Below are 26,363 nucleotides of genomic sequence, written 5' to 3' on the forward strand. Positions count from 1 at the left end.
GTCGACCAGCACGCTAGGGACGGCCACCGACAGTCCCGGCTCAGCCGCCCGCGTACTCCCAGTGCCAGGGCTCCTCGCGGCCGTTGCCCGGGTCGGCCCAGGTCGGGTGCAGCCACCCGAACCGGCCGGCGTTGGCGACCATCCACGCGTACTGCGGCGTGCCGAAGCCGTCGATGCCGCCGCACAGGTCGACCGCCAGCCCCCAGCCGTGGTTGCTGGTGCCCGGGACCGCGGCCAGCGCCGGCTTCTCCCCGTACAGGCGGACCTGGCCGGCGTAGGTGCGGTAGGAGTCGGTGATGCAGATCGGCTGCCCGAACGCCGACGCGAACGCCGCGCTCATCGCCCGCCAGGCCGCCGCGGCGTCGCAGCGCAGCGAGTGGCCGCCCACCCCGATCGGGCACAGCGCGCTCGGCGGGATGAGGCCGTTGGGGTAGCCGCCCCAGGCCCGGGCGCCGTCGAAGCTCGGCGGGTAGACGGTGTTGCCGCACTCGACCCGCAGGGCTCCGCCGACCGGACCGGGGGCGGGCACCTCCGGCCGCGGGCCGAGGCTCGGCCGCCCGACGTGGACCACCTGGTCGGCCGGCAGCCGGCGGACGACGACGGCGCCGGCCCGCGCGTCGGCGGCGAGCACGGTCTGCGCGTCCAGCGCGATGCCGACGTGCCCCAGGCCCGCCTCGGGGGTCCCGAGGAAGACCAGGTCGCCGGGCAGGACGTCGGCCGGGTCGACGGGCGTGGTGACCGCGAACAGGCCGGCCTGGTCGGCGGGCAGGTCGATGCCCGCGTCGCGGTAGACGGTGGAGACCAGCGAGCCGCAGTCCCAGGAGTCCGGGCCGGCCGTCCCCGGCGCGTAGGGCCGGCCCAGGGCGTCCATGGCCGCGGTGACCGCGGCCAGCGTCTCGGCGGGCAGCACGAGCAGCGACACCGGCCGGCGCGGCAGCTGCGCGGCGCCGCGCTGCGCGCCGCCGGCGGCCGCGCCGATCGGCGTGAGCCCCGCGGGCAGGCCCCGGACCGGGTCGAGCAGCTCGGCCGCCGGCGGCGCGGTCACCCCGGCCTGGCGCAGCTGGCCGAGGTAGGCCCGCCAGTTGGCCGCCGTCTGGGTGTTGACGTCGACCTGCTGGCGCTGCAGGTCCGACAGCTGCCGGTCGACGTCGCCGAGAGCGACGTCGAGCTCCGCGGTGACCGCGTCGGCGGAGGCCTCCAGCTCGGCCACCTCCGCGGCCAGCCGGTCGGCCCGCTGCCGCGCCTCGGCGAGGACGGCGTCGGCGGAGGTCTGCCGGTCGACCGCGGTCCGCCGCTGCTGCTCGGCGGCACCGACCACCTCCGTGGTGTGCGCGTCGACGGCCTCCAGGTAGCCCAGCGCCGCGACGACGTCGGCCGGGTCGCCGCCGGTGAGCAGCACGGTCAGCGGGGTCAGCGCGCCGCCGTCGCGGTAGACCGCCGACGCGTACCGCGCCACCACCGACCGGTGCTGCGCCAGCTCGCCCTCGGCGGCGTCGACCGTGGCGCGGGCGGCGTCGACGTCGGCCTGCGCGTCGGCCAGCTGCTGCCGGGCGGCGGCCACCTCCGTCTGCCGCTGCTGCAGGTCGGCCTGGACCTCGGCGGCGCGCCGCTGCAGCCGGTCCAGCGCCTCGCTGTCGAGGACCCCGCTGGTCCCGCCGGGCTGGTCGCTGGGCGCGGCGGCCGCCGGGGCGGCGAGCAGGACGGCCACCACCGCCGTGACCAGCACGGACACCACGCCCCGCCGGGTGCGCCCCAGGGAACGCGCGCGCATCGGACCACCTCTGCAGTTCCGGACCCCGCCGGTCCGCCCGGGGATCGTCATCTCCGTGGAGCCGCTGCCGCAAGCGCGACGCGCCCCGCCGGTCCCCCGGTCGGGCGAGGTCTCCCCCGGGCGCGCGTCCCCGGGACTGTCCGACCCCCGGCCTACCGTCCCGCCGTGCTCTTCCCCGCCAGCGGCACGGGCTCCTCGGTGCCGCGCCACGAGCAGGCACCCGCCCACGGCGCGCGGCCGCTCCCCCGCACTCCCTACGTCCAGGCGAGCATCGACGACCTCGGCACGCCACTGGCCGGCGTCACCTTCGTCGTCGTCGACCTGGAGACCACCGGCGGGTCGCCGAAGGACAGCGCGATCACCGAGATCGGGGCGGTCAAGGTGCGCGGCGGCGAGGTGCTCGGGGAGTTCCAGACGCTGGTCGACCCCGGCTGCGAGGTCCCGCCCTACATCAGCGTGCTCACCGGGATCACCACGGCGATGGTCGCCACCGCCCCGCGGATCGACGCCGTGCTGCCGGCCTTCCTGGAGTTCGCCCGCGGCGCCGTCCTCGTGGCGCACAACGCCCCCTTCGACCTGGGGTTCCTGAAGGCGGCCTGCGAGCAGACCGGCACGCCGTGGCCCGCGGCCGCCTCGGTCGACACCGCGGTCCTCGCGCGGCGGCTGCTCTCCCGCGACGAGGTGCCCAACTGCAAGCTCGCCACCCTGGCGCCCTACTTCTCCGCCTCCACCTCGCCCTGCCACCGGGCCCTCGACGACGCCCGGGCGACCGTCGACGTCCTCCACGGCCTGTTCGAACGACTCGGCCCGCTCGGGGTGACGTCGCTGGAGGAGCTGCACGGGCTCACCCGCCAGGTCGACCCCGTCCGCAGGGGGAAGCGCCACCTGGCCGACGGCGTCCCGTCCGGCCCGGGCGTCTACGTCTTCCGCGGGCCGCGCGAGGAGCCGCTGTACGTCGGGACGTCGAACGACCTGCGCACCCGCGTCCGCAGCTACTTCTCCTCCGGGGAACAGCGCAGCCGGATGACCGAGATGGTGGCGCTGGCCCAGCGCGTCGAGGCCGTCCCGTGCGCGCACGACCTCGAGGCCGCCGTCCGGGAGCTGCGGCTGATCGCCGAGCACAAGCCGCGCTACAACCGCCGCTCCCGCTTCCCCGAGCGCGCGCTGTGGCTGCGGCTCACCGAGGAGCCCTTCCCCCGGCTGTCGACCGTGCGGCGGGTCCGCCCCGACGCGGGGCTCTTCCTCGGCCCGTTCGCCGACCGGCGGGCCGCGGAGATGGCCACCGCCGCCATCCACGAGGCGCTCCCGCTGCGGCAGTGCACCGCCCGGCTGTCCCCGCGGGTGCGCACGAGCACCTGCGCGCTGTTCGGCATGGGGCGCTGCGGCGGCCCGTGCGGGGGCCACCAGTCGGTCGAGGAGTACGCCGCGGTGGCCGCGGTGCTGCGCGCGGCGGTGGCCGGCGACCCGAGCGCCCTGGTCGCGCCGCTGCTGGACCGGGTCGACCGGCTGTCGGCCGCCCAGCGGTTCGAGGACGCCGGGGTGCTGCGCGACCGGGTCGCGGTCCTCGTGCGGGCGGTGCGCCGGCGGCAGCGGCTGGAGTCGCTGGCCGCCGTCCCGGAGGTGGTCATCGCCCGGTCCGACGGCGCCGGCGGGTGGGCGCTGTCGGTCGTCCGGCGGGGCCGGCTGGTCGCGGCCGGGTGCGCGCCGCGCGGGACGTCGGTCCGCGACACCCTCGCCGTCCTGCGCGCCACCGCCGAGACCACCCCCGACGACGGCGGGCTGGCCGCCACCGTCGACGAGACCGAGCTGGTCATGCGGTGGATGGAGAAGCCCGGCACCCGGCTGGTCGAGGTCACCGGCACGCTCGCCTGCGCCGCCCCGGGCACCGGCGGGCTCAGCGGGTTCCTCGCCCGGGTGGAGGCCGGCCGGGCACTGCGCGACCCCTTCCACGACGGCCGGCAGCTGGGCACCCGCACCCGCCCCGAGCGCGTCTCCCCCGAGGGTCCGGCCGCCGCGGGTCCGGCGCCCGGCGGCCCGGTGACGTCCTGGAACGGCCCTCCCGCAGGGGCCCGCGCCGAGCGGAGCGAGGCGTGGGGGGCAGGAGGGTCCTTCAACTAGCATCCGGGGCGTGATCACCGCCATCGTGATGATCGACGCGGCCACCGACGCGATCCCCGAGGTGGCGGCGGCGATCGCCGACCTCGACGGCGTGAGCGAGGTCTACTCGACCGCCGGGGAGGTCGACCTGATCGCGATCGTGCGGGTCCGCGAGTTCGACCAGGTGGCCGAGGTGATCGCCGGGCGCGTCAACAAGGTGCCCGGCGTGCTGGAGACCGAGACGCACATCGCCTTCCGCGCCTACTCGCGGCACGACCTGGAGGCGGCGTTCTCCCTGGGCCTCGAGAACCAGTGACTCGAGGGCTCGTGACCGGCCTCAGCGGCCGGCGGCCTCGCGGCTGACGGCCACCCACCGGTCCAGCAGCGCGGCGGCCCGGCCGTCGTCGACCGCGGCGGCGGCCCGCTCGATCCCCGCGCCGAGCAGGTCCCCGAGCTCGCCGCCGCGCTCGTCGAAGGCGGCCAGCGCCGCGGCGGCGTTGAGCAGGACGGCGTCGCGCACCGGTCCCCGCTCGCCGTCGAGCACCCGCCGGAAGACCGCCGCGTTGTGCGCCGGGTCCCCGCCGCGCAGCGCGTCCGGCCCCGCCGGGGCGATGCCCAGGGCGGCCGGGTCCACGCGCCCGGGCACCACCGCGCCGTCGCGGGCCACCCACACGCTCGACGTCGTCGCGGTGGTCAGCTCGTCCAGCCCGTCGTCGCCGCGGAAGACCAGCGCACGGGCGCCGCGGCCGGCGACCACCTCGGCGAGGACCGGCGCCATCCGCGGGTCGGCGCAGCCGATCGCGGCGGCCACCGGCCGCGCCGGGTTGGTCAGCGGCCCGAGGAAGTTGAAGACGGTCCCGATGCCCAGCTCCCGCCGCGGCGCCGCGGTGTGCCGGAAGCTGGGGTGGAACACCGGCGCGAAGAAGAACCCGATGCCGGCCTCCTGCACGCAGCGGGCGACGGCCGGGGCCGGCAGGTCGATGACGACGCCCAGCGCCTCCAGCACGTCGGCGGCCCCCGAGGACGACGACGCGGCGCGGTTGCCGTGCTTGGCCACCGGCACCCCCGCGGCCGCGGTGACGACGGCGGCCATCGTCGAGATGTTCACCGTGTGCGCGCCGTCGCCGCCGGTGCCGACGACGTCGACGGTCGGGACCGGCACCTCGACCGGCGTCGCGCGCTCCAGCATCGTCGCGGCGAGCCCCGCGACCTCCTCCGGCGCCTCGCCCTTCGCGCGCAGGGCGACCGCGAAGCCGGCCACCTGCGCCGGCGTCGCCTCGCCGGACATCACCTCGCGCATCGCCCAGGCCGTGTCCGCGGCGGTGAGGTCCTGGCGGGCCAGCAGGCGCGTCAGCAGGCCGGGCCACGTCGGCCCGGCGGTGGTGCCCGCGCTCACCGCGAGACGGGACGGCGGCCCGCGTGCGCGCGCAGCAGGCCGGCGACGACCTCGGGGGCGACCAGCGGGTCGACCGGGAACGCGAGCGTGGCGTCGGCCTGCGACCAGTGGGCCAGCCAGCGGTCGGGCTGGCGGGCGATCAGCACGCACAGGGCCGGCCGGTCGGCGACCTCGACGGTCAGCTGCCGGGCCAGCGCCAGGCCGCCGGTCGGCTGCGCCTCGCCGTCGAGGATGCACAGGTCCACGCCGCCGCCGTCGACGGTGTCGACCACGTCCTCGCCGGTGGCGCACTCGATCCAGGTCAGCGGCCCGACGTCGGGCGCCGGCCGGCGGCCGACGGCGGTCCGGACGGCCTCGCGGACCTCGGGCCGGGAGCTGTAGACCAGGACGGTGGCCGGCGCGTCGCTCACGCCCGGCAGCCTAGTGCCCGCGCGGCTCCCGTCCGGGTCGACGCGGACCCCCGTCCGGGGGACGGTCTCGGGCCGGTCACGGCGCGGCCACGCCGTGCCACCCACGGTCTGTGCACGTCGGCGGCCGATGCCATGATGGGCGGCGTGACAACGGCCCCCGTGGCGAGCAGCACCTTCGACACCTCGCGGGTGCACTCCCTGACCCGACCGAACATGGTCAGCGTCGGCACGATCATCTGGCTCTCCAGCGAGCTGATGTTCTTCGCCGGGCTGTTCGCCATGTACTTCACCGCGCGGGCGCGCTCGACCGAGGGCTGGCCCCCGGAACCCACCGAACTGAACCTGCCGTACGCGCTGGTCTTCACCCTGATCCTGGTGGCCTCCTCGGTCACCTGCCAGATCGGCGTGTTCGCGGCCGAGAGCGGCAACGTCTACGGCCTGCGCCGGTGGTTCACGATCACCTTCGTCATGGGGCTGGTCTTCGTGCTGGGCCAGGCGAACGAGTACCGGGTGCTCGTCACCGACCACGCGACCACCATCTCGAGCAGCACCTACGGCTCGGTCTTCTACCTGACGACCGGCTTCCACGCCCTGCACGTCATCGGCGGCCTCGTGGCCTTCGTCTACGTGCTCATCCGGTCCACCATGGGCCGCTTCACGCCGGCACAGGCGACCTCGGCGATCGTGGTCTCCTACTACTGGCACTTCGTCGACGTCGTGTGGGTCGGGCTCTTCGCCACGATCTACCTGATCCGCTAGGGAACCGGTGTCCACCACGAACCCGCAGTCCGACACCCTGCCCGACGAGGAGCCGCGGCGGTCGCGCTGGTCGCGCCGCCGTCCGGCCGAGGGGACCCCGGCCGCCGCCGCCCGCGCCCGCCGCCGCTCCAAGCAGCGCCGCCGCATCGGCAACGTCGCCGCGCTCATGGCCGGGCTGGTCCTGACCGGCGCGCTCTACTCGACCCTCGCCCCGGGCGCTCAGGCCGCCGACGAGGGCAGCGAGTCCAGCGCCGAGGCCGCCGGCCGCGAGCTGTACGAGCGCAGCTGCATCAGCTGCCACGGCGAGAACCTCGAGGGCGTGCCCAACCGCGGCCCGTCGCTCATCGGCGTCGGCGAGGCCGCCGTCTACTTCCAGGTGCACACCGGCCGCATGCCGCTGGTGCGCCAGGCGGAGCAGGGCCCCGACAAGCCGGCCGTCTTCTCCGACGAGGAGATCGACCAGCTGATGGCCTACGTCCAGGCCAACGGCGGCGGCCCGACCCTCCCCTCCGGGGACCTGCGCGACGGCGACCTGGCCGCCGGCGGTGAGCTGTTCCGGCTCAACTGCTCGCAGTGCCACAACTTCGTCGGCCAGGGCGGCGCGCTCTCGTCCGGCAAGTACGCGCCCAGCCTCGAGGACTCCAACGACCTCGAGATCTACACCGCCATGCTGACCGGCCCCGAGAACATGCCGGTCTTCGGGGACAACCAGATCACCCCCGAGGAGAAGCGGGCGATCATCAACTACGTGCAGACGATCACCGACATGCCCGACCCGGGTGGCGCGGGCATCGGCCGCATCGGCCCGGTCAGCGAGGGCCTGGTCATCTGGACCGTCGCGATCTCCGCGCTGATGTTCGGGATCTTCTGGATGGGGAGCAAGGCGTGACCACGCACGACACCCGCCCCGGCTCGACCGGCGGGGCGGACACCCCGGGCCCGCTGCACGGCGGCCCGGACGACGACTACACCCCCGAGCAGCTCGCGGCACTCCCCCGCGAGGAGCTCGACCGCCTCGGCGCCCGGTACGACGGCGTGCAGATCCTGCACGTCGAGCCGGGCCCCGAGCCGGGGTCGGCGATCGAGCGGCGCGCCGTCCGCCAGGTCGGCCTGATGTTCGGCCTCGCCGGGCTGTCGGCGTTCGCCTTCGTCGTCGTCTACGCCGGCGCCGGCTGGTTCCTGCCCGACTGGCAGTGGGAGCTGGGCAGCAGCACCTTCAGCACGCTCTACACCCCGCTGCTCGGCGCCCTCATGGGCCTGGCGTTCACCTTCTTCGGCGTGGGCCTGGTCCTCTACACGAAGAAGCTGCTGCCGCACGAGACGGCGGTGCAGGACAAGCACGACGGCTCGCACTTCGACCGCGTCACCACCGGCGCCACCCTCGTCGGCGGGCTGCACAACAGCGGCCTGAAGCGGCGCAAGCTCCTCACCCGCAGCCTCCTGTTCATGGGCGGCGGCCTGGGCCTGATGCTGATCGCCCCGCTGGGCGGCCTCATCAAGAACCCGAACCGGGGCAACCCGCTGGGCACCACCGAGTGGGCCGAGGGCGTCCGCCTCGTCCGCGACGACGGCACCCCGATCCGCCCCGGCGACCAGGTCCCCGGCTCCCTGGAGACCGTCTTCCCGGCCGTCCCCGGCGGCAACCGGCTCTCCGACGCGGCCACGATGCTCATCCGGCTGCGCCCCTCGCAGCAGGAGGAGTCGGTCCCGCGGCAGGGCCAGGAGGACTTCGGCTACGGCGACTACGTCGCCTACTCCAAGATCTGCACGCACGCCGGCTGCCCGGTGTCGCTGTACGAGCAGGAGACCAGCCGGATCCTCTGCCCGTGCCACCAGTCGCAGTTCGACGTCACGCAGGGCGCCAAGCCGGTCTTCGGGCCCGCCACCCGCTCGCTCCCGCAGCTGCCCATCACGGTCGACGACGAGGGATTCTTCGTCGCGCGCAGCGACTACATTGAAGCCGTGGGTCCCACCTACTGGAACCGGGAGCGCATCTGATGGCTCGCACCGCCACCGCGCCGGGAGCGCCCACCACCCGCATCGGCAAGGCCGCTCTCGAGGTCGACGACCGTCTGATCGTCGCCGGCTGGACCCGCCGGACGCTGAACAAGGTCTTCCCCGACCACTGGTCGTTCCTGCTCGGGGAGATCGCGCTCTACTCGTTCATCATCCTGCTGCTCACCGGCACGTACCTGACGTTCTTCTTCCAGGCCTCGATGACCGAGGTCACCTACGACGGCTCGTACGCGCCGCTGCGCGGCGTGCACATGTCGATCGCCTACGCCTCGACGCTGGACATCTCCTTCGACGTCCGCGGCGGCCTGCTCATGCGGCAGATCCACCACTGGGCGGCGCTGCTGTTCATGGCCGCGATCGTCTGCCACATGCTGCGGATCTTCTTCACCGGCGCCTTCCGCCGGCCGCGCGAGACCAACTGGCTCATCGGTGTCGCCCTGCTGATCCTCGGCATCTTCGAGGGCTTCGCCGGCTACTCGATGCCGGACGACCTGCTCTCGGGCACCGGCCTGCGGATCATGTCGGCGATCATCCTGTCGATCCCGGTCGTGGGCACCTGGGTCCACTGGGCGGTCTTCGGCGGTGACTACGTCGGCGAGCTGATCGTCGGGCGGCTCTACATCGCCCACGTGCTGCTCATCCCGGCGATCATCCTGGCGCTGATCGCGGTGCACCTGCTGATCCTGGTCAAGCAGAAGCACACCCAGTTCCCCGGCCCGGGCCGCACCGAGCACAACGTGGTCGGCAACCGGCTGTTCCCGACCTTCGCCGGCAAGGCGACCGGTCTGCTGCTGGTGGTCTTCGGTGTCTGCGCAGCCCTCGGTGGCCTCGTGCAGATCAACCCGGTGTGGCTGTGGGGCCCGTACAACCCGGCGCAGGTGTCCTCGGCGTCGCAGCCCGACTGGTACGTCATGTTCCTCGACGGCTCGACCCGCCTGTTCCCGGCCTGGGACATCTACCTGCCGGGCAACTACAACATCCCGGCGCTGTTCTGGCCGACGGTCGTGCTCCCCGGCATCATCTTCACGCTCCTGCTCGCCTACCCGATGCTGGAGCGGAAGCTGACCGGCGACACCGCCTCGCACCACCTGCTCCAGCGCCCGCGCGACGTGCCCGTGCGCACCTCGCTCGGCATGATGGCGATCGCCTTCTACGTGGTGCTGCTGCTGTCGGGTGCGAACGACGTCATCGCCGACAAGTTCCAGATCAGCCTCAACGCGATGACCTGGATCGGCCGCATCGGCCTGATCGTCCTGCCGCCGATCGCGTACGTGCTCACCTACCGGATCTGCCTCGGTCTGCAGCAGCACGACCGCGAGGTCCTCGAGCACGGCATCGAGACCGGTGTCATCCGCCGGCTGCCGCACGGTGAGTTCATCGAGGTGCACCAGCCCCTCGGCCCGGTGGACGCGCACGGCCACAGCCAGCTGGCCTACGGCGGTGCTCCGGTGCCCAAGAAGATGAACCAGGTCGGTGGCGCCCGCCGCGCCATCCGCGGGTTCTTCTCGCCGATCGAGGAGCCGACCGCGGTGGAGCTCGAGCAGCGCGGCGAGGAGCGGGGCCTGTCCGCGGCCGAGCCGGGCCGCGAGCTCACCACCAGCGGCCGTCCCGCCGACGGCGGGCGCCCGGCGGAGGGTGGCCGGCCGGCCGAGGGTGGACGCCCCTCCGAGGGCGGACGCCCGCAGGAACCGCGCGACTGACGCGACGCACAGCGCACGCAGGGCCCCGGTGGAGCACTCCACCGGGGCCCTGCTGCATCTCCGGGCACGAGTGCGCCCACACGAGGCGGCCACGCCGAGCCCGGGCACAGCCGCCCCTGGCCGCGCGACACCAGGACGGTCCCGGGACAGCCCGGGCGGCGTCGGCCGCGACGAGGGCCCTGGGCGGGACCGCGGGCCGCGGACCCGCACGGCGTCGACCGGGACGACGGTCCCGCGGCCGGCGTGACGGCACGGGGGGGGCAGGAAGCGCCGGGAGGGGGCGGCCCGTGCGGCCTCCGGTCCCCCGCAGCGGCGACGGCGGTCGTCCTCCGCCCGTAGCGCCGTGTCGGAGGACGGCACGCAGGCCACTCCCCCACCGCGGCGAGCGGCGTTCGCGTCCGGTCGCAACGCCCGCCCGTCGCGGCCGGACGCTTCCCCCCGGCGACGGCCACCGCGCTCCGCCCCGTGCGTCGTCGGCCCGGACCGGTGGTGCCCGTCGGCGGCCCGGCGGGCACGGGGCGGGGTGACCGCGGACGCTGCCACGGCGGCCACACGGCGTTCCTGGAGCACCGGGGAGGCCGGCCCGGACCCCGTAGGCGACGCCCCGTGGGGTGGCACTCCCGGATCCCCGGCCGCCACGGAGCCCGCCGGCATCCGGCGCCGGGAACGCACGAGGGCCCCCTCCCGCGGTGCGGGAGGGGGCCCTCGTCAGCGAGCGGACGTCAGCTGGACTGCGCGTTCTGCCCGACGTAGAACTCGAACAGCAGGCCGCCGATGGTCACGAGCAGGCTCACGACCCCGATGATGATCAGCCAGTCGTACCAGAAGGCCAGACCCAGGCCCGTGACGGCCGCGGCCGAGGCCAGGCCGAAGGGCCAGTAGCTGGCCGGGGGGAAGAAGCCCAGCTCGCCGGCGCCCTCGGCGATCTCGGCGTCCTTGCGGTCCTCGGGGCGGGCGTCGATGCGGCGGGAGATGAACCAGAAGAAGCCGCCGATGAGGCCGGTGAGCCCCCCGGACAGGATCAGCGCGGTGGTGCCGATCGGCTCCTGCGACCAGAAGCCGTAGACGGCCGCGGCGACGATGCAGAACACCGCGATGAGGTTGAAGATGAGCGCCTCGACCTTCACGGCCGTCCTCCCTGCGCAGCGTCGGTGCGGTGGTCCTCGGTGCCGGCGGACACGTCAGTCGGCCGCACGCTGGTAGTAGCCGTCGCCCACGCGGAACGGCCGGGTCGTGGTGGCCTCGCCGTCCTGGCCGATGCTCTCGAGCGCCTCGCGGGTGCTCTGACCCGCCTCACGGGCGGCCAGGTAGGCCTCGTAGTCCTCGGCGCTGACGATGCGGACCTCGAAGTTCATGTACGCGTGGTACGAGCCGCAGAGCTCCGCACAGCGCCCGACGTAGGCACCCGTCTCGTTCGGGTGCAGCTCGAAGACGTTGTCCCGGCCGTTCTCGTTGCCCGGGATGACGTCGAGCTTGAAGAGGAACTCCGGCACCCAGAACGAGTGGATGACGTCGGCGGAGGCGACCTCGAAGCGGATGTCCTGGTCGACCGGCAGCACGAGGATCGGGATCTCGTCGGTCGAGCCGACCGTGTTCACCGGCTCGCCGTCGGGACCGGTGGTCTCCGGGTAGACGAACTGCCAGTTCCACTTGAAGGCGTTGACCGCGATCGTCGTGTCCGGGTCGTCGCTGCGCTCCTGCACGTCGTTCTGCACCGAGGTGGTGAAGAAGAACAGGGCGGCGATGATGATGAACGGGAAGATGGAGTACGCGATCTCCAGCGGCAGGTTGTACGCCGTCTGTCGCGGCAGGTCGTCGCCCTTCTTCCGGTGCACGATCACCGACCAGATGATCAGCCCCCACACGATGAAGCCGACGATCAGCGCCGCGATGACCGACCCGGTCCACAGCTGACGGATCGCCGTGGCTTCCTCGGTCACGCCCTCGGGGAACCCGAAGCGCCAGAACTCGTTGTTGAGGTCGCACCCGGTGAGGGTGAGCACCCCCAGGAGACCGAGCGCGGCGACCCGCGCGAGCCTGCTGCGTCGAGCCACTGCTCGCTGCCTCCTCGTCCTCCGCCCGGCGGTTCCCGGGCGGCTCTCCCGGCGCGGCCACGGGCGGGAGCCCGCCCTGGTCCGTGCGCCGACCTCAGTCTGGGCCGAGACTAGCCGACCCCGCACGGCGGCCGACCACCGGAGACCCGGTACCGGCGGGTCGGCCGGGACCGCCGGGACGCCGGTGACGGGGCCGCTCGTGGCCCTCCTCACCGTGCCGCCTCGCCGGCGGCCGGGGCGGTTAGAGTCGAGGGCGTGTGGACGCGGCTGCTGACCCCCCGCTGGGTGCTGCTGCACCTGCTGGTGGCCGCCCTGTTCGTCGCCACCTTCTTCCTCGGGTACTGGCAGCTGACCAAGGCCGAGGCCGGCGGCGGCGCGGTCAACTGGAGCTACGCGCTGCAGTGGCCGCTGTACGGGCTCATGGGCCTGTGGTTCTACGTCCGGATGGTCCGCGTCGAACTCAACCGGCACCCCGACGAGGACGAGCCGACCACCGCCGTCGTGCTGTACCAGCGGCCGCGGGTCGACACCAGCGGGGACCCGGAGCTGGCCGCCTACAACGCCTACCTCGCCGAGCTCAACGAGCGGGCGCTCGGTCAGCGGGGTCCGAGTGGCCGCTGAGCCGCAGCAGGGAACGCTGACCCCCCAGGTGGCCGGCGCGCTCACCCGCTACCGCGTCATGGCCTACGCCGTCGGCGTGATGCTCCTGGTGCTCGTCGCCGTCGCCATCCCGCTGCGCTACGCGGCCGGGATCCCCGAGGTGTCCGCGGTCGTCTCGCCCGTCCACGGGCTGCTCTACATCGTCTACCTCGTCACGGCGTTCGACCTGGCCCTCAAGGCGCGGTTCACCGCCAAGGGGACCCTGCTGGTGCTGCTCGCCGGCGTCGTCCCCCTCGTGTCGTTCGTCGCGGAGCGCCGGGTGACCACCCGCGTCCGCGCCGGCCGGCCCCTCTGACCGTCCTCCTCACTCCCGGGAGAACCCCCGCATGTGCGGCCTGCTGGCCTACCTGTCCACCGACGCGCCCCGGGTCGCCGAGAGGCACGTCGACGACGTCCGCGAGGCGCTGCACTGCCTGCACCACCGCGGCCCCGACGACACCGCGGTCTGGTCGGACCAGAACGTCGTCCTGGGTTTCAACCGGCTGTCGATCATCGACGTCGAGGGCAGCCCCCAGCCCCTCCCCTACGCCGGTGACCGCTACCGGATCCTGTTCAACGGGGAGATCTACAACTACGTCGAGCTGCGCGAGGAGCTGCAGGCCGCCGGCGCGCAGCTGGCCACGCACGGCGACACGGAGACGATCGTCGCGGGCTACCACCTGTGGGGCCAGGACGTCGTCCGGCGGCTGCGCGGGATGTTCTCCTTCGTCATCTGGGACACCGAGACCCGCACCGCGTTCGGCGCCCGCGACCCGTTCGGCATCAAGCCGCTGTTCACCGCGCGCCTGGCCGACGGCGGGCTGGTCTTCAGCTCGGAGAAGAAGGCGCTGCTGCAGCTGCTCGGCGGGAGCGCGGCCGCGGGTGGGGTCGACCCGGCGTCGCTGCAGCACTACCTGACGCTGCAGTACGTGCCGGAGCCGGCGACGCTGCACCGCGGCATCCGCCGGATCGAGAGCGGCACGAGCTTCACCGTCGTCGACGGCGAGCTGTCCACCGCGCGCTACTTCCACCCCGCCTGGACGCCGCAGCCGGTGCCCGCCGGCCGGGAGCAGGAGCTCTACGACCGCATCGCCGAGGTCCTCGACGAGTCGGTGGCCAAGCACATGCGGGCCGACGTCACCGTCGGGTCGTTCCTGTCCAGCGGCATCGACTCCACCGCGATCGCCGCGCTCGCGCACCGGTACAACCCGGACCTGCTGACGTTCACGGTCGGCTTCCAGCGGCAGGCGCAGTCGGAGATCGAGATCGCCGCCGAGTCGGCGTCGATCCTCGGCGTCAAGCACGTGCCGGTCGAGGTCAGCGCCGAGCAGTTCGCCGCGGCCATCCCCGAGGTGGTCTGGTACCTCGACGACCCGGTCGCGGACCCCGCGCTCGTGCCGCTGTACTTCGTGGCCCGCGAGGCACGCAAGCACGTGAAGGTCGTGCTGTCCGGCGAGGGCGCCGACGAGCTGTTCGGCGGCTACACCATCTACCGCGAGCCGATCAGCCTCGCGTGGGCGTCGAAGCTGCCGCCGGCCGCCCGCCGGGCGATGGCCCGGATCGCCGACGTGCTGCCCGAGGGCGTCCGCGGCCAGGACCTGCTGCGCCGGGCGTCGATCCCGCTCGAGCAGCGGTACTACGGCAACGCCCGCAACCTGCGCGACGACGAGCTGGCCGCGCTGCTGCCCGGCCGCGACCCCGACCTGTCGCACGTGGCGGTCACCGAGGACCTGTACCGGCGCACCCGCGAGGCCGGCTACGACGACGTGACGGCGATGCAGTACGTGGACCTGTTCACCTGGCTGCGCGGCGACATCCTGGTCAAGGCCGACAAGATGACCATGGCCAACTCGCTGGAGCTGCGGGTGCCGTTCCTCGACCCCGAGGTGTTCGCGGTCGCGAGCACGCTCCCGGTCGAGCAGCGGGTGCCGCGCCGCGGCGACGCCACCAAGTACGCGCTGCGCCGGGCGATGCGCCAGATCGTGCCGCCGCGGATCATGAACCGCCGCAAGCTCGGCTTCCCCGTGCCGACGGCGGACTTCCTCGCCGGGCCGCTGCACGAGTGGGCCCGCGAGATCGTCACCTCGAGCCAGACGCAGGAGTGGCTCGACCGCGACGTCGTCCTCGGCCTGCTGGACCGGCTGCGTGCCGAGGAGGTGCCGAGCAAGCGGATCGCCCGTCAGCTGTGGTCGGTGCTGGTCTTCATGGTGTGGCACGGGATCTTCGTCGAGGAGCGGATCGTCGTCGACGTCCCGGAGACGGTCTACCCCGTCAAGCTCTGAGGACGCGGAACGGCGCCCGCCCCCACGGGGGGACGGGCGCCGTTCTCGCGCTCAGGCGCAGGCGCTCAGTGGAACGAGTCGCCGCACGCGCAGGAGCCCTGCGCGTTCGGGTTGTCGATCGTGAAGCCCTGCTTCTCGATGGTGTCGACGAAGTCGATCACCGCGCCACCCAGGTACGGGCCGCTCATCCGGTCGACGATGACCTCGACGCCACCGAACTCGTAGGTCTGGTCGCCGTCGAGGAACCGCTCGTCGAAGAAGAGCTGGTAGCGCAGGCCGGAGCAGCCACCGGGCTGGACGGCGATGCGCAGACGCAGGTCGTCGCGGCCCTCCTGGTCCAGCAGCGCCTTGACCTTCGAGGCGGCCGGCTCGCTGAGCAGCACGCCGGTGCTGCCGGTGGTCTCGGTGTCCTGCACCGTCATGTCGTTGTCCTCCCACATCCGAGGGCGTCCGTTGCGGCAGTCCCTGCCGCGGGTCAACACCGCCGTGGCGGGCCCTCTTCCCACTGTACGGCGCGCACCGCGGGAGGCCAGTCCCTCACGGGGCCGCACGTAGACTCGCAGCCGTGAAGCTCCGCCTGCCCGGGCGCCGGGACCGCGCCGCCGAGACCGCCCCGGACACCGCCGCCGACTTGACCGAGCAGCAACTGGTGAAGGCCGGCGGCAAGGGCCGCCCGACGCCCAGGCGCGCCGAGGCGCAAGGCCGCCGTCCCGGTCCTCCCCCGCCGCCGCCCACCACGCGCAAGGAGGCCTACGCCCGCATGCGCCAGCAGCAGGCGCAGCGGCGGGCCGACACCCGGGCGGGCATGGCGCGCGGCGACGACGCCTACCTCCCGGCGCGCGACCGCGGCCCGGTGCGCAAGCTCGTGCGCGACCTGGTCGACGCGCGCCGCAACGCGGGCAGCTTCTTCCTGCCCGTCGCCGCGCTGGTGCTGGTCGGGTACTTCATCCCGAACCCGGCGGTGCAGAACTACACGGTCTTCGTCTGGTTCCTGTTCTTCCTGGTGATCATCGTCGACTCGGTGTTCCTGGGCCGGCGGATCTCGAGGACCGTCCGCCGGCGCTTCCCCGACCAGCCGCACCGGATGAAGGGCCTGGTCTGGTACGGCGTCAGCCGGGCGACGATGATCCGCCGCTGGCGGTTCCCGAAGCCCGAGGTCGCGGTCGGCGCCGAGGTCTAGCCGGCACTAGCGTCGGGGCACGTGGAGTACCGACGCCTCGGCCGTTCCGGCCTGACCATCTCCGAGATCGCCTACGGCAACTGGCTCACCCACGGGGGCCAGGTCGAGGAGGACGCCGCGCAGGCCTGCGTGCGCGCCGCCCTCGACGCCGGCATCACGACCTTCGACACCGCCGACGTCTACGCCGGCACCCGCGCCGAGTCGGTGCTCGGCCGCGCCCTGGCCGGCCAGCGCCGCGAGGGCCTGGAGATCTTCACCAAGGTCTACTGGCCCACCGGCCCCGGCCCCAACGACCGCGGCCTGGGCCGCAAGCACGTCACCGAGAGCTGCGACGCCTCGCTGCGGCGGCTGCAGACCGACCACATCGACCTCTACCAGGCGCACCGGTACGACCCGACGGTGCCGCTCGAGGAGACGATGACCGCCTTCGCCGACCTGGTGCGGGCGGGCAAGGTCCTCTACGTCGGCGTCTCGGAGTGGCGGGCCGAGGAGATCGCCGCCGGCGCGGCGCTGGCCCGCGACCTCGGCATCCAGCTGATCAGCAACCAGCCGCAGTACTCCATGCTGTGGCGGGTCATCGAGGACGAGGTCGTCCCGACGTCGCAGCGCGAGGGCGTGTCGCAGATCGTCTGGTCGCCGCTGGCCCAGGGCGTGCTCACCGGCAAGTACCGGCCGGGCGAGCAGCCGCCGGCCGACAGCCGGGCCGGGCACAGCGAGGCCGGGCAGTCGATGCGCGGCTTCCTGCGCGACGACGTCCTCAGCCGCGTGCAGGAGCTGCGGGCCGTCGCCGACGACCTCGGCCTGTCCATGGCCCAGCTCGCCGTCGCCTGGGTGCTGCAGAACGACAACGTGGCCGCGGCGATCATCGGCGCGACCCGCCCGGAGCAGGTGCACGACAACGTGAAGGCCGCGGGTGTGCGCCTCGAGGACGACGTGATGGCGCGCATCGACGAGGTGCTCGGGGACGTCGTCGAGCGCGACCCGGCCAAGACCGCCCGGGGCTGACCGACCCCCGGCCTGGACCTCAGGTCGAGGTTCAGGCCGGGGCCAGCGCCATCGGCCCGTACGCCTTGGTGTCGCCGTCGAACAGGCTCACCGTGGCCACGCCCCGGGCCAGCAGGTCCCGCCAGTTCTCCCCGAGCCACGACTCGGCGTCGCCCTGGTTGTCCGCGGGCGGCACCTCGACGCCGAGCGCCGCCGGGTCCAGGGTCGCGCCGGTCGGGTCCTCCAGCCGCCACGTCCAGCTCATGGCGCGAGGGTAGTGACCGCGCCGTCCGCCCGCGTCGTGTCCGGGGTGTGACCACCCGCGGGGTTACGCCGCCGATCTCCCCGGGCATGGGAGGTCATCGACCGCCCCGTTCCCCGGAGGACCGATGACCGTGCCCCCCGCGGGCGCCTCGCGCGCCACACCCCCGCCGCCGTCGACCGACGAGGCCTCGACCGGCCAGCTGATCAGCCAGCTGACCGAGCAGGTCTCCCGCCTGGTCCGCGACGAGGCGCGCCTCGCCCAGGCCGAGATGACGCAGAAGGCCAAGCGCCTGGGCATCGGCGCCGGCCTGTTCGGCGGCGCCGGGCTGTTCGGCTTCCTCGGGCTGTGCGTGCTGGTCGCCACCGCCGTCCTGGCCCTGGACGTCGTCCTGCCCGCCTGGCTCGCCGCCCTGATCGTGGCGGTGGTGCTGTTCGCCGTCGCCGGGGTCCTGGCGCTGGTCGGCAAGAAGGACGTGCAGAAGGGCACGCCGCCGGTGCCGACCGAGGCGATCGCCAGCACCAAGGCCGACATCGCGACGGTGAAGGAGAGTGCGCGCCGATGAGCACCCCGACCGGCGGCTCCCGGCCCGACGACGCCGCCGCGAACGGCCCCACCGACCCCGAGGCCATCAAGGCCGAGATCGAGGCCACCCGGGAGCAGCTCGGCCGCACCGTCGACGAGCTCAGCCACCGCCTCGACGTCCCCGCCCGGGCCAAGGAGGGGGCGGCCCGGGCCAAGGACACCGCCGTCGAGACCTACCGCGAGAGCCCGCCCACCGTCATCGGCGCCGGTGCCGCGCTCGCAGGCCTGGTCGGGCTGCTCGTCTGGCGGCGGCGGCGCCGGCACCGCCGGGCCGCGGCCGCCGCCACCGGGTCGACGACCGCCGTGGCACAGGCCCGCGCCGAGGCCCACCGGGCCCGCAAGGAGGCCGCCCGCGAGGCGGCCCAGGCCCGCCGGGCGGTGGCGAGGAACGCGCGGAGGACGAGGCAGCGGACCCGGAAGGCCGCGAGGAGGGTGCGGAAGTGAGCAGCAAGGGCGCGAAGCTCGTCTACCGCCCGGTCGGCCTGGTCGGGGGCATCCTCGCCGGTGTCGTCTCCGGGGCGGTCTTCAAGCAGGTGTGGAAGCGCATCTCCGGGGAGGACGACGCCCCCGACGCGCTGCAGAGCGAGTACCGCATGCGCGAGGTGGTCCTCGCCGCGGCGATCCAGGGCGCAATCTTCGCCGCCACCAAGGCGGCGATCGACCGCGCCGGCGCGCGCGGCTTCACCAAGCTCACCGGCAGCTGGCCGGGCGACTGACGCCGCCCGGCCGGACGGCGACCGACGGGAGGGGGCGGCAGATGGGCGGGACCAGGCAGCGCGACAGCGCGGTCGACCGCATCCGCGAGCGGGTCGAGGAGAAGGCCGCCCGGCGGGCGGCCGCGCGGGAGGCGGCGCAGCGGGCCGCCCGGGGTGAGGAGGCGGCCGATCCGGGCCGGGTGCCACCCGGCGGCCCGACGCCGGCCGAGCTCCCCGGGATGCACGCGGACAAGCCCACCGAGATCCCGGCCCGGGGCTGGAAGCAGATCGTCAAGCGGGCGTGGGCGGAGAACAACGCCGACAACATGCCGATCATCGCCGGCGGCGTCGCGTTCTTCGCCTTCCTCGCGATCTTCCCGGCGCTGATCGCGACGATCTCCATCTACGGGCTCGTGGCCTCGCCGGAGACCGTCGCCCGGCAGGTCGAGAGCCTCTCGGCCCAGCTGCCCGACGAGGCGGCGGCGCTGATCGGCGACCAGCTGACCGCGATCACGCAGAACAGCGGCGGCGCGCTGTCGCTGTCGCTCGTGGTCTCGGTGCTCGCGGCGCTGTGGTCGGCGTCCGGCGGCACGGGCAACGTCATCACCGCGGTGAACATCGCCTACGACGAGGTGGAGACCCGCGGCTTCGTCAAGCGCAAGGCGATGGCGCTCGGGCTCACGCTCGGCGCCATCGTGTTCGTGCTGGTCACCTTCGCGCTGGTCGCGGTGGTGCCGGTCGTGATGGACGCGCTCCCCCTCGGCGTCGTCGGCACGGTCCTGGCGCAGGTCCTGCGGTGGGTCCTGCTGCTCGGGGTGTTCGCCGGCTCGCTGGCGGTGCTCTACCGGGTCGCTCCCGACCGCGACGCGCCGCAGCTCAAGTGGGTGAGCCTCGGCGCGATCGTCGTCACGGTCATCTGGGCGCTGGTCAGCCTGGGCTTCAGCTTCTACGTCAACAACTTCGGCTCGTACGACAAGACCTACGGCGCCATCGCCGGCGTCATCGTGCTGATGCTGTGGCTGTACCTGACCTGCTACCTGGTCCTGCTCGGCGCGGAGATCAACTCCGAGGCCGAGCACCAGACGGCCGAGGACACCACCGAGGGCCCGCCGGTCCCCATGGGCCAGCGCAACGCCACGATGGCCGACGAGCTGCCCGACCCGCCGGAGCCGACGAAGGAGTCGAAGCAGAAGGCCTGAGCCCCTCCCCGGCGGGCTCCTGCGCTCAGCGCACGTGGGAGGGCACGAACGGCGGCCGGACGGCGACGACGGGCTGCGGGCGGCCCCGGACGTCGACGGCGAGCGGGGTGTCCGGGGCGATCCCGGCCGCGGCGTCGAGCAGGGCCAGCGCGATCCCGGTGCGCAGCGTCGGGGAGAAGGTGCCGCTGGTGACCTCGCCGACGCGGCGGCCGGACTCGTCGAGCACGTCCATGCCGGGACGCGGGATGCCGCGGCCGGTGGCGCGCAGGCCCCACAGCAGCCGCGTCGCGCCGGCCTCCCGCTCGGCCAGCAGCGCCTGCCGCCCCCAGAACGCGGGCTTCCTCCACCCGACCGCCCAGCCGCTGCGCGCCTGGTTGGGGGTGATCCGGCGGGACAGCTCGTGCCCGTGCAGCGGGTAGCCCATCTCGGTGCGCAACGTGTCCCGCGCGCCCAGCCCGCACGGGCGGATCCCCTCGGCGGCGCCGGCCTCGAGCAGCCGGTCCCACAGCGCGTCGGCCCGCTCGGCGGCGACGAGCAGCTCGTAGCCGTGCTCGCCGGTGTAGCCGGTGCGGCAGACGGTGACCTCCTGCCCCTCCCCGCCGGCGAACGCCATGTAGTCCAGTCCGGCGGCCAGTCCGGCGGCCTCGAGGACGGCGGCGGAGCGCGGCCCCTGCACGGCGAGGACGGCGACCTCCTCGTGCCGGTCGGTCACCGTGACGCCGTCCGGCGCGGCGGCCGCCAGCCGCGCCAGGACCTCCTGCGCGTTGGCGGCGTTGGGCACGAGCAGCACGTCGTCGGGTGAGTGCAGGTAGACGATGAGGTCGTCGACCACGCCGCCGGCGTCGGCCTCGCCGTCGGGGACGCAGCACAGCGTGTACTGCGCCTGCCCCGGTCCGATCCGCCCGAGGTCGTTGGTCAGGCAGGCGTCGACCAGAGCCGCGGCACCGGGCCCGCGCACGGTGCCGGTGCCCAGGTGCGAGACGTCGAACAGGCCCACCGCCTGCCGCACGGCGGCGTGCTCGGCGAGCACCCCGCCGCCGGCGTACTCGATCGGCATCGACCAGCCGCCGAAGTCGGCCAGCTTGGCGCCGGCCGCCACGTGGCGGTCGTGGAGGGGCGAGGTCCGCGCGGTCACCCCCCGCACGCTATCCGGCGACCTGCTGGAACGGCCCCCGTGCACGGACCCGCGCCGGGCCTGCGAGGCGTGGGGCACACGGGGGTCCTTCTAGGATCGAGCGGTGCCGCCCACGATCACCGCCACCGACCGCCCGCTCGAGAAGACGCCCGCCGACGCCGTCGTCGTCGGCATCGGGAAGGGGTCCGCCGGCCTGCTGCCCACGCCGGGCGCGGAGGCCGTGGACCGGCTGCTCGGCGGCAGGCTGCTGCCCGCCCTGGCCGACCTCGGGGCGCGCGGCGCCCAGGACGAGGTCACCCGGGTGGCCAGCCTCGGGCAGGGGCCGTTCCCGGTCGTCGCCGCCGTCGGGCTCGGCGCCCCCGAGGCCACCGGCGGGTACTCCCCCGAGGCGATCCGGCGTGCCGCCGGCGCCGCCAGCCGCGCGCTGACCGGCCGCGGCTCGGTCGTGACCCTGCTGGCCGCCGTCGGCGGGACCCCCGACGCCGAGCGGCTGCACGCCGTCGGCGAGGGCGCCCTGCTGGGCGCGTACGAGTTCACCGCCTACAAGTCCGACCTGCCCGCCGACCGGCCCACCCCGCCGCGCGAGTTCACGGTCGTCGTCCCCGACGCCGGTGCGGCCAAGGCCCCGCTGGCGCGGGCCCGCGCCGTGGCCGACGCGGTCGCGCTGGTGCGGGACCTGGTCAACACCCCGCCCAACGACCTCCACCCGGCCGAGCTCGCCTCCCGCGGCGCCGCGGCCGGCAAGGCGGCCGGCCTGAAGGTCGAGGTGCTCGACGAGGACGACCTCGTCGCCGGCGGCTACGGCGGCATCCTGGCCGTCGGCGCCGGCTCCGCGCGCGGCCCGCGGCTGCTGCGGATGACCTACACGGGCAAGAAGGCGCAGAAGAGGGTCGCCCTCGTCGGCAAGGGCATCACCTTCGACAGCGGCGGCCTGTCGATCAAGCCCGCCGCGAAGATGGACGAGATGAAGAGCGACATGGCCGGCGCCGCGGCCGTGATCGCCACCGTGTGCCTGGTCGCCCAGCTCGGCCTGCCGGTCGAGGTGACCGCCACCGTGCCGATGGCGGAGAACCTGCCCAGCGGGACCGCGTACCGCCCCGCCGACGTGGTCACCTTCCGCAACGGCAAGAAGGCCGAGATCACCAACACCGACGCCGAGGGCCGGGTGATCCTGGCCGACGCCATCGCCCGCGCGGCCGAGGACTCCCCGGACGTCCTGCTCGAGACCTCGACCCTCACCGGCGCCCAGCTGGTCGCCCTCGGCGCGCGCACCGCCGGCGTCATGGGCAGCGACGACATGCGCGACGCGGTCGTCGCGGCCAGCCGGCGCAGCGGCGAGCCGATGTGGCCGATGCCGATGCCCGAGGAGCTGCGGCGCGGCATCGACTCGCCGGTCGCCGACTTCGTCAACGCCAACGCCGACCGGATGGGCGGCATGCTCGTCGGGGCGCACTTCCTCGCCGAGTTCGTCCCGGCCGGGCTGCCCTGGGCGCACGTCGACATCGCCGGCCCCAGCTTCAACACCGGTGCGCCCTGGGGCTACACGCCCAAGGGCGGCACCGGGGTGCCGGTCCGCACCCTGCTGGCGACCATCGAGGACCTGCTGACCCGCTGACCGCCCGTGCGGCCGGGGACCCCGGCCGCACGCGGCGCGCAACCGCCCTCGGCCTGCGCCGTCACGTGGAGTGGCAGGATGGTCGAGGACCATCCCCCACCCGTTCCGGTGGGGCAGGCCGAGAGCATCGAGGAGCACGTCGTGAGCGCACCCACCACCCCCGCCGACCTGGTCATCCTCGGTGGTGGCTCGGGTGGCTACGCCGCCGCGCTGCGGGCCGCGGAGCTGGGGATGTCGGTCGTCCTGATCGAGAAGGACAAGGTCGGCGGCACCTGCCTGCACCGCGGGTGCATCCCCACCAAGGCCCTGCTGCACGCCGGTGAGGTCGCCGACCTGGCCCGCGAGGGCGAGCAGTTCGGGGTGAAGACCTCGCTGGCCGGCATCGACATGGACGGCGTCAACTCCTACAAGGACGGCGTCATCTCGCGGCTGTACAAGGGCCTGCAGGGCCTGATCAAGAGCCGCAAGATCACCTACGTCGAGGGCGAGGGCCGGCTGGTCTCCCCCACCGCGGTGGCGGTCGACGGCCAGACCTACGAGGGCCGCCACGTGCTGCTGGCCACCGGCTCCTACTCGCGCTCCATCCCGGGCGTCGAGCTCGACGGCGTCCGCGTCCTGGACAGCGAGCAGGCCCTCGCGCTCGACCGCGTCCCGACCTCCGCGATCATCCTGGGCGGCGGTGTCATCGGCTGCGAGTTCGCCAGCGCCTGGAAGTCCTTCGGCGTCGACGTCACGATCATCGAGGGCCTCAAGCACCTGGTGCCGCTGGAGGACGAGAACTCCTCCAAGCTCCTCGAGCGCGCCTTCCGCCGCCGGAAGATCAACTTCGAGCTCGGCAACATGGTGTCCTCGGTGCAGTCCACCGAGAACGGCGTCAAGGTCAGCCTGCAGAACGGCAAGGAGTTCGAGGCCGAGATCGTGCTGGTGGCCATCGGCCGCGGCCCGGTCAGCCAGGGCCTGGGCTACGAGGAGGCCGGCGTCGCGATGGACCGCGGCTACGTGCTGGTCGACGAGTACTGCCAGACCAACGTCCCGACCATCTCCGCCGTCGGTGACCTCATCCCCACCCTGCAGCTGGCCCACGTCGGGTTCGGCGAGGGCATCCTCGTCGCCGAGCGGCTGGCCGGCCTCCCGGTCGTGCCGATCGACTACGCCGGCGTCCCGCGCGTCACCTACTCCGACCCCGAGGTCGCCTCGGTCGGCCTGACCGAGACCCAGGCCCGCGACAAGTACGGCGACGTCGAGACCCTCGTCTACGACCTGGGCGGCAACGGCCGCAGCCAGATCCTCAAGACCCAGGGCGCGGTCAAGCTGATCCGTCAGAAGGACGGCCCGGTCGTCGGCGTGCACATGGTCGGTAGCCGGGTCGGCGAGCTCGTCGCCGAGGCGCAGCTGATCTTCAACTGGGAGGCCCTGCCCGACGAGGTCGCCTCCCTGATCCACCCGCACCCCACGCAGAGCGAGGCGATCGGCGAGGCCCACCTGGCCCTGGCCGGCAAGCCGCTGCACGCCCACAGCTGAGCCGGCCGGCTCCGCTCCCCGTCTCCCCCACCCGCGCCACCACGAAGGAGCCCCGCCCCGATGCCGATCTCCGTCACCATGCCCGCCCTGGGCGAGAGCGTCACCGAGGGCACGGTCACCCGATGGCTGAAGCAGGAGGGTGAGCAGGTCGAGGCCGACGAGCCGCTGCTCGAGGTCTCGACCGACAAGGTCGACACCGAGATCCCCTCCCCCGCGGCGGGTGTCCTCACCAAGATCCTCGTGTCCGAGGACGAGACCGTCGAGGTCGGCGCCGAGCTGGCCGTGATCGGCGGCGAGGGTGACGGCGCGGGTGCCGGCGGTCCGGCCTCCGCCGACGACGCCACCACCCCGCAGACCCCGGTCGAGCAGGTGGAGGACGCCGGTCCCGGCGCCGCCGACGAGCCGCAGCCCGCCCCCGCCGCCGAGGCCCCCGCCCCCGCCGACCAGGGCGGCGGTCAGGGCGGTGGCGAGGGGACGCCGGTGACCATGCCGGCGCTCGGCGAGAGCGTCACCGAGGGCACCGTCACCCGCTGGCTCAAGGCGGTCGGCGACGAGGTCACCGCGGACGAGCCGCTGCTCGAGGTCTCGACCGACAAGGTCGACACCGAGATCCCGGCCCCGGTGTCGGGGACGCTGCTGTCGATCACGGTCAACGAGGACGAGACCGTCGAGGTCGGCGCCCAGCTGGCGGTGATCGGGTCCGGCGCCGCCGGTGGCGGTGCCCCCGCTGCCGCCCCCGCCGCGCCGGCACCCGCCCCGCAGGAGGCCCCCGCCCCGGCCCCGGCTCCCGCTCCGGCGCCGCGTCAGGAGCAGCAGCCCGCGCCCCAGCCGCCGGCCGCGCCGCCGTCGGTCCCCGCCGGGGCCGACTACGGGTCCGGCGAGGCCGAGACCGTCCGCGCGCAGCAGAGCAACCAGCCCTCCCAGCCCGCGCGGGCCGAGGCCCCGTCCTCGGCAGGCGCGGCTCCGGCGAGCGCGGCCCCGGCCGACGGTGGCGGCACCTACGTGACGCCCCTGGTGCGCCGCCTGGCCGCCGAGCACGGCGTCGACCTGGCCGGCATCACCGGCACCGGCGTGGGCGGCCGCATCCGCAAGCAGGACGTCCTGGCCGCCGCGGAGGCCGCCTCCGCCCCGGCCGCGGCTCCGGCGGCCGCTCCGGCCCCGGCCGCCGCCGGCCGGCCCACCACGCCGTCGCCGGCTGCCCGGCCGGACACCGCGCTGCGCGGCCGCACCGAGAAGATGTCCCGCCTGCGCGGGGTCATCGCCCGGCGGATGGTCGAGTCGCTGGCGGTCAGCGCCCAGCTGACGACCGTCGTCGAGGTCGACGTCACCCGGATCGCCAAGCTGCGCGACCGGGCCAAGCGGGACTTCGAGGCCCGCGAGGGCGTCAAGCTGTCGTTCCTGCCGTTCTTCGCGAAGGCGGCGGTCGAGGCGCTCAAGGCCCACCCGGCCGTGAACTCCTCGGTCGACATGGAGGCCGGCACGGTCACCTACCACGACCAGGAGAACCTGGGCGTCGCCGTCGACACCGAGCGCGGCCTGCTCGTGCCGGTCATCCACGGCGCCGGTGACCTGAGCATCGGCGGGCTCGCCCGCAAGATCGCCGATCTCGCCGAGCGCACCCGCCTGAACAAGGTGACGCCGGACGAGCTGGGCGGCGGCACGTTCACGCTGACCAACACCGGCAGCCGCGGCGCCCTGTTCGACACGCCGATCATCAACCAGCCGCAGGTGGCGATCCTGGGCACCGGCACCGTGGTCAAGCGCCCGGTCGTCGTGCAGGACCCGGACCTCGGCGAGGTCATCGCGGTGCGCTCGATGGTCTACCTGGCCCTCACCTATGACCACCGGATCGTCGACGGCGCCGACGCCGCCCGGTTCCTCGGCACGGTGAAGGAGCGGCTCGAGGCCGGACAGTTCGAGGGCGAGCTCGGCCTGAGCTGACGTCCCCCGGTCGGGGGGGGGGGGGGGGGGGGGGGGGGGGGGGGGGGGGGGGGGGGGGGGGGGGGGGGGGGGGGGGGGGGGGGGGGGGGGGGGGGGGGGGGGGGGGGGGGGGGGGGGGGGGG

General features: G+C 74.4%; 26 protein-coding genes. 18 read left to right on the forward strand and 8 right to left on the reverse strand.

Annotated elements, in window-relative coordinates; all coding sequences use genetic code 11:
* Positions 1-40 precede the first annotated feature (40 nt).
* Complete coding sequence (locus tag ACI8AK_RS20625) at positions 41-1,771, reverse strand: D-alanyl-D-alanine carboxypeptidase family protein (protein WP_456957798.1); 1,731 nt, start codon at positions 1,769-1,771, stop codon at positions 41-43.
* Between the two features lie 165 nt (positions 1,772-1,936).
* Here ACI8AK_RS20625 and ACI8AK_RS20630 point away from each other — a divergent pair, with 165 nt between their 5' ends.
* Entirely contained in the window at positions 1,937-3,889 is a 1,953-nt protein-coding gene (locus ACI8AK_RS20630) for a DEDD exonuclease domain-containing protein (protein ID WP_456957800.1), read from the forward strand.
* Positions 3,890-3,899: 10 nt separating this feature from the next.
* Positions 3,900-4,184, forward strand: coding sequence for an Lrp/AsnC family transcriptional regulator (locus ACI8AK_RS20635; RefSeq protein WP_387989255.1), 285 nt, complete (start codon positions 3,900-3,902; stop codon positions 4,182-4,184).
* A gap of 21 nt (positions 4,185-4,205) precedes the next feature.
* On the opposite strand, the gene trpD is transcribed toward ACI8AK_RS20635, so the two are convergent.
* Complete coding sequence (gene trpD, locus ACI8AK_RS20640; protein WP_387989252.1) at positions 4,206-5,264, reverse strand: anthranilate phosphoribosyltransferase; 1,059 nt, start codon at positions 5,262-5,264, stop codon at positions 4,206-4,208.
* Complete coding sequence (locus ACI8AK_RS20645; RefSeq protein ID WP_387989249.1) at positions 5,261-5,674, reverse strand: hypothetical protein; 414 nt, start codon at positions 5,672-5,674, stop codon at positions 5,261-5,263. The genes trpD and ACI8AK_RS20645 overlap by 4 nt, the downstream gene beginning before the upstream one ends.
* A gap of 135 nt (positions 5,675-5,809) precedes the next feature.
* Here ACI8AK_RS20645 and ctaE point away from each other — a divergent pair, with 135 nt between their 5' ends.
* The 4 genes from ctaE to qcrB are packed head-to-tail and all read left to right on the forward strand — an operon-like array spanning position 5,810 to position 10,149.
* Positions 5,810-6,433: an aa3-type cytochrome oxidase subunit III gene (gene ctaE / locus ACI8AK_RS20650; RefSeq protein ID WP_387989246.1), complete on the forward strand. Its 624-nt coding sequence runs from the start codon at positions 5,810-5,812 to the stop codon at positions 6,431-6,433.
* A 7-nt stretch (positions 6,434-6,440) separates the two neighbouring features.
* Positions 6,441-7,322, forward strand: coding sequence for a cytochrome bc1 complex diheme cytochrome c subunit (qcrC, locus tag ACI8AK_RS20655; protein ID WP_387989243.1), 882 nt, complete (start codon positions 6,441-6,443; stop codon positions 7,320-7,322).
* Positions 7,319-8,431, forward strand: a complete 1,113-nt coding sequence (gene qcrA / locus ACI8AK_RS20660) for a cytochrome bc1 complex Rieske iron-sulfur subunit (protein ID WP_387989240.1) — start codon at positions 7,319-7,321, stop codon at positions 8,429-8,431. The genes qcrC and qcrA overlap by 4 nt, the downstream gene beginning before the upstream one ends.
* Positions 8,431-10,149, forward strand: coding sequence for a cytochrome bc1 complex cytochrome b subunit (gene qcrB, locus ACI8AK_RS20665; protein WP_456903166.1), 1,719 nt, complete (start codon positions 8,431-8,433; stop codon positions 10,147-10,149). Before qcrA ends, qcrB begins: the two co-directional genes overlap by 1 nt.
* Before the next feature lie 722 nt (positions 10,150-10,871).
* Here qcrB and ACI8AK_RS20670 read toward each other — a convergent pair.
* Together ACI8AK_RS20670 and ctaC are read right to left on the reverse strand one after the other, a co-directional pair.
* Complete coding sequence (locus tag ACI8AK_RS20670; protein WP_387989235.1) at positions 10,872-11,276, reverse strand: cytochrome c oxidase subunit 4; 405 nt, start codon at positions 11,274-11,276, stop codon at positions 10,872-10,874.
* A 54-nt stretch (positions 11,277-11,330) separates the two neighbouring features.
* Positions 11,331-12,203 carry an aa3-type cytochrome oxidase subunit II gene (gene ctaC, locus ACI8AK_RS20675; RefSeq protein WP_387989232.1) on the reverse strand — a complete coding sequence of 291 codons (873 nt, stop codon included), beginning with the start codon at positions 12,201-12,203 and terminating at the stop codon, positions 11,331-11,333.
* Between the two features lie 255 nt (positions 12,204-12,458).
* Between ctaC and ACI8AK_RS20680 the strand changes: the two genes are divergently transcribed.
* Genes ACI8AK_RS20680 through asnB form a run of 3 tightly spaced genes read left to right on the forward strand, consistent with a single transcriptional unit; the run spans position 12,459 to position 15,124 of the window.
* Complete coding sequence (locus ACI8AK_RS20680; protein WP_387989229.1) at positions 12,459-12,824, forward strand: metalloprotease; 366 nt, start codon at positions 12,459-12,461, stop codon at positions 12,822-12,824.
* Positions 12,814-13,158 (forward strand): DUF3817 domain-containing protein, encoded by a 345-nt coding sequence (locus tag ACI8AK_RS20685; protein WP_387989226.1) that lies wholly within the window; start codon positions 12,814-12,816, stop codon positions 13,156-13,158. The genes ACI8AK_RS20680 and ACI8AK_RS20685 overlap by 11 nt, the downstream gene beginning before the upstream one ends.
* A gap of 31 nt (positions 13,159-13,189) precedes the next feature.
* Positions 13,190-15,124, forward strand: coding sequence for an asparagine synthase (glutamine-hydrolyzing) (asnB, locus tag ACI8AK_RS20690; RefSeq protein ID WP_456957802.1), 1,935 nt, complete (start codon positions 13,190-13,192; stop codon positions 15,122-15,124).
* 65 nt (positions 15,125-15,189) lie between these two features.
* On the opposite strand, the gene ACI8AK_RS20695 is transcribed toward asnB, so the two are convergent.
* Positions 15,190-15,546, reverse strand: coding sequence for a HesB/IscA family protein (locus ACI8AK_RS20695; RefSeq protein ID WP_089402984.1), 357 nt, complete (start codon positions 15,544-15,546; stop codon positions 15,190-15,192).
* A gap of 143 nt (positions 15,547-15,689) precedes the next feature.
* On the opposite strand from ACI8AK_RS20695, the gene ACI8AK_RS20700 reads away from it, so the two are divergent.
* Both ACI8AK_RS20700 and ACI8AK_RS20705 read left to right on the forward strand, forming a co-directional pair.
* Positions 15,690-16,304 (forward strand): DUF3043 domain-containing protein, encoded by a 615-nt coding sequence (locus tag ACI8AK_RS20700; protein WP_387989220.1) that lies wholly within the window; start codon positions 15,690-15,692, stop codon positions 16,302-16,304.
* A gap of 21 nt (positions 16,305-16,325) precedes the next feature.
* Positions 16,326-17,309 (forward strand): aldo/keto reductase family protein, encoded by a 984-nt coding sequence (locus ACI8AK_RS20705; protein ID WP_387989217.1) that lies wholly within the window; start codon positions 16,326-16,328, stop codon positions 17,307-17,309.
* A 31-nt stretch (positions 17,310-17,340) separates the two neighbouring features.
* On the opposite strand, the gene ACI8AK_RS20710 is transcribed toward ACI8AK_RS20705, so the two are convergent.
* On the reverse strand, positions 17,341-17,553 hold the full coding sequence (locus ACI8AK_RS20710; RefSeq protein WP_387989214.1) for a hypothetical protein: 213 nt from the start codon (positions 17,551-17,553) through the stop codon (positions 17,341-17,343).
* A 124-nt stretch (positions 17,554-17,677) separates the two neighbouring features.
* On the opposite strand from ACI8AK_RS20710, the gene ACI8AK_RS20715 reads away from it, so the two are divergent.
* The 4 genes from ACI8AK_RS20715 to ACI8AK_RS20730 are packed head-to-tail and all read left to right on the forward strand — an operon-like array spanning position 17,678 to position 20,029.
* Entirely contained in the window at positions 17,678-18,115 is a 438-nt protein-coding gene (locus ACI8AK_RS20715) for a phage holin family protein (protein WP_387989211.1), read from the forward strand.
* Positions 18,112-18,579, forward strand: coding sequence for a DUF3618 domain-containing protein (locus tag ACI8AK_RS20720; RefSeq protein WP_387989208.1), 468 nt, complete (start codon positions 18,112-18,114; stop codon positions 18,577-18,579). The genes ACI8AK_RS20715 and ACI8AK_RS20720 overlap by 4 nt, the downstream gene beginning before the upstream one ends.
* A complete protein-coding gene (locus ACI8AK_RS20725) occupies positions 18,576-18,851 on the forward strand; it encodes a DUF4235 domain-containing protein (protein WP_387989205.1) in 276 nt (91 codons plus the stop codon). The genes ACI8AK_RS20720 and ACI8AK_RS20725 overlap by 4 nt, the downstream gene beginning before the upstream one ends.
* A gap of 41 nt (positions 18,852-18,892) precedes the next feature.
* Positions 18,893-20,029 carry a YihY/virulence factor BrkB family protein gene (locus tag ACI8AK_RS20730; RefSeq protein WP_387989202.1) on the forward strand — a complete coding sequence of 379 codons (1,137 nt, stop codon included), beginning with the start codon at positions 18,893-18,895 and terminating at the stop codon, positions 20,027-20,029.
* 25 nt (positions 20,030-20,054) lie between these two features.
* On the opposite strand, the gene gcvT is transcribed toward ACI8AK_RS20730, so the two are convergent.
* On the reverse strand, positions 20,055-21,164 hold the full coding sequence (gcvT, locus tag ACI8AK_RS20735) for a glycine cleavage system aminomethyltransferase GcvT (protein WP_456904087.1): 1,110 nt from the start codon (positions 21,162-21,164) through the stop codon (positions 20,055-20,057).
* Positions 21,165-21,267: 103 nt separating this feature from the next.
* Here gcvT and ACI8AK_RS20740 point away from each other — a divergent pair, with 103 nt between their 5' ends.
* From ACI8AK_RS20740 to sucB, 3 genes are all read left to right on the forward strand, one after another.
* Entirely contained in the window at positions 21,268-22,779 is a 1,512-nt protein-coding gene (locus ACI8AK_RS20740) for a leucyl aminopeptidase (protein ID WP_456904085.1), read from the forward strand.
* Positions 22,780-22,920: 141 nt separating this feature from the next.
* Positions 22,921-24,300: a dihydrolipoyl dehydrogenase gene (gene lpdA, locus ACI8AK_RS20745; RefSeq protein ID WP_387989193.1), complete on the forward strand. Its 1,380-nt coding sequence runs from the start codon at positions 22,921-22,923 to the stop codon at positions 24,298-24,300.
* 60 nt (positions 24,301-24,360) lie between these two features.
* Entirely contained in the window at positions 24,361-26,241 is a 1,881-nt protein-coding gene (gene sucB, locus ACI8AK_RS20750; protein WP_456957803.1) for a 2-oxoglutarate dehydrogenase, E2 component, dihydrolipoamide succinyltransferase, read from the forward strand.
* The last annotated feature ends 122 nt before the right edge of the window (positions 26,242-26,363 follow it).

Source organism: Geodermatophilus sp. SYSU D00867 (assembly GCF_054050315.1).

Coding starts and splice junctions, on each gene's coding strand:
- ACI8AK_RS20625 (WP_456957798.1), bottom strand. CDS start 1,771: ATGCGCGCGCGTTCCCTGGGGCGCACCCGGCGGGGCGTGGTGTCCGTG.
- ACI8AK_RS20695 (WP_089402984.1), bottom strand. CDS start 15,546: ATGACGGTGCAGGACACCGAGACCACCGGCAGCACCGGCGTGCTGCTC.
- ACI8AK_RS20720 (WP_387989208.1), top strand. CDS start 18,112: ATGAGCACCCCGACCGGCGGCTCCCGGCCCGACGACGCCGCCGCGAAC.
- ACI8AK_RS20710 (WP_387989214.1), bottom strand. CDS start 17,553: ATGAGCTGGACGTGGCGGCTGGAGGACCCGACCGGCGCGACCCTGGAC.
- asnB (WP_456957802.1), top strand. CDS start 13,190: ATGTGCGGCCTGCTGGCCTACCTGTCCACCGACGCGCCCCGGGTCGCC.
- ACI8AK_RS20715 (WP_387989211.1), top strand. CDS start 17,678: ATGACCGTGCCCCCCGCGGGCGCCTCGCGCGCCACACCCCCGCCGCCG.
- ctaE (WP_387989246.1), top strand. CDS start 5,810: ATGGGCGGCGTGACAACGGCCCCCGTGGCGAGCAGCACCTTCGACACC.
- qcrB (WP_456903166.1), top strand. CDS start 8,431: ATGGCTCGCACCGCCACCGCGCCGGGAGCGCCCACCACCCGCATCGGC.
- ACI8AK_RS20730 (WP_387989202.1), top strand. CDS start 18,893: ATGGGCGGGACCAGGCAGCGCGACAGCGCGGTCGACCGCATCCGCGAG.
- sucB (WP_456957803.1), top strand. CDS start 24,361: ATGCCGATCTCCGTCACCATGCCCGCCCTGGGCGAGAGCGTCACCGAG.